At 66.2% G+C, this 2,227-nt stretch carries 2 protein-coding genes; both read left to right on the forward strand.

The features are described 5' to 3' along the window. A partial coding sequence (locus B0F77_RS48545) for a hypothetical protein (protein ID WP_211294385.1) occupies positions 1–1,890 on the forward strand: 1,890 nt, incomplete at its 5' end. 71 nt (positions 1,891–1,961) lie between these two features. Beyond that, positions 1,962–2,227, forward strand: a 266-nt coding sequence (locus B0F77_RS48550; protein ID WP_158103032.1) for a hypothetical protein, incomplete at its 3' end; no start/stop codon positions are given.

Consider the following 2,227-nt stretch of genomic DNA (forward strand, 5'->3'; position numbering starts at 1 on the left):
GGCCAGGCCGCGGCGAAAGCCGAGGAGCTCCGCGGCATCGCGCTGCAGATCGCGAAGAACTTCGACACGCTCGAGAACTCCATCGTCGACCGGCTGAACCAGGTCGTCGACATCCGTCAGCGCTACGACAAGGCGAAGGAAATCGCCAAGCAGGAGGCCGAGCGCAAGCGCCAGGAGCTGAACAACCAGGCGCTCGAACTCATGAACGGCGTCCTCGGGTGCGCCAAGACCGTCTGGGACGCGCGGTGCCAGCAACTCCTGGGCAAGGTCAAGGAAAAGGTCGGCCAGGGCATCGACGCCGCGGGCAACTACGTCGACGATGCCTACAAGTGCGCGGCCGGCAACGACGAGCAGGCGTGCCAGCGCTGGACCGAGAACTCGAAGAAGATCGGCTCCTTCGCGTGGGAGGCGGTCAAGGGCTTCGGTGAAGCCGCGGTCAGCCCGATCGTCGCCGTGTGGGAACTCGGCGGGTGCCTCGGTCTGGGCGCGACGGGTGACTGGAGCAAGTGCAAGCAGATGTGGGACGGGGTCGTCTACACCGTCAACAACCCGTACACGTGGATCAACCTCGACGAGTGGCAGACCAACCCGGGCAAGGCCCTCGGCGGGACGATGTTCGACCTCGTCGCCACCATCGCGACCATCGAGGCGGGCGGTGTCGGCGGAGCCGCGTGGAAGACCACCCGCAGACTGGCCCGCAAGCTCGACGGCGGTTCCGGCAAGCTCTCGAAGAGCCTCGCCGAACTGGAGAGCTTCGCCGTCAAGCTGCACGACTCGGTCCGCGACAGGCTGCCGAACGGACTGCCCGAGATCCTCAACCTCAGGGCCAAGTTCGAGAACGGCAACGCCAAGTTCGACGGCAGCGTCGCCGTCATCGACGGTCAGCTGTACCGGGTGGAGGCGTTCACGCTCCGGCCGGAAGGCACCCCGAACCTCGTCGACGGCGCGATCATCCGGCTCGAGGGCGGGTCACTGCGCATCGAGAACGGCGTGGCCAAGCTCGACGGCGCCAAGCTGAAGGTCGAGCCTCCGAAGCCGTGCGCCGTCGGTGTCTCGGCGAGGACGTCGATCACGTCGGCGAGCTGTGGCGAGGACGGCGGCCCGAAGACCAACCCGGACAACTCCTACGAGCACGACATCGACCTCGGCTACCAGGCCGGTCAGCACCTCGGGGTGCTGAGGGTCAGGCTCGACCCGGCCGACAACGCCTGGGCCAACCGGAAGATGAACGAGGCCAAGGACCGGGAGCCGGCGATCACGGCCAAAGTCGAGGAGGTCACCAGGATGATCCCGACCGCGACCCGCGTCGGTCAGGGCTTCGAGCTGAAGGACAAGGGGAAGCCGCCCTACGAGGGGTACAAGCGCAAGCTCCACACCGAGATGAACCCCCTCCCGGAGAAGCCCGGCGATCCGATGCCGGCCAAGCTGACGCCGGACCAGGTCGAGAAGAAGATGAACGACGCGGTCCGGTACACGATCAACTTCTCGAAGGAGACGTACGCCCTCGGCGTGCAGACCGCGCTGTGGGAGTTCGCCAAGCACTTCGAGGAAGTGGTGCACAAGAACTTCTGGGTGCGCAAGGAAGCCGGAAAGGGCAACTACCCCGGTATCAACGTCACGTACCGGACCAGGGACGGCCAGCTCTTCGAGGTCCAGTTCCACACCCCGGAGAGCTTCCACGCCAAGGACAAGGTCGAGCACTGGGGTTACGAGCAGAAGCGGGCGCTGGAAGCGGTCGACTTCAACCAGTACCCCGCGCAGGAGCGGGTAGCGGCGCGGCAGAGGATCATTGCGGAGATCGAGGAGCTCGACCGGCAGTCGGCACTGATCTTCGGTGAGATCCAGACACCGGTGGGCGCGACCAACATCAAGTCCACCATGCCCGAGTAACAGCCACTTCGGACGCACTCCCGGCCACGACGGCCGGGAGTGCGTCTCCCCCAACGTGTGACGAGGATCCGATGGACCGGCAGTACCAGTACTACGCGATCGTGACCAAGGACTTCCCCCTCGTGGAGGAGCCCGCTCTGGTGTCACGCCGGTGGGTCGACGAACACGGCGTGGCGCACGAGGAGGCGTTCACCGACGCCCTCGCGTGGGTCCCGGAAGTGGTGCTGAGCAACATCGAGGCCGGCAAGTGGACAGGTGACGTCCATCCGATCACCGAGGAGGCGGGGCTGGCCTTCGAGGCGATCCAGCACGCCCGCGTCCACCAGTACGACCCGGC

Source organism: Lentzea kentuckyensis, from assembly GCF_002150765.1.
In the GTDB taxonomy this organism is placed as follows: Bacteria; Actinomycetota; Actinomycetes; order Mycobacteriales; family Pseudonocardiaceae; genus Lentzea; species Lentzea kentuckyensis.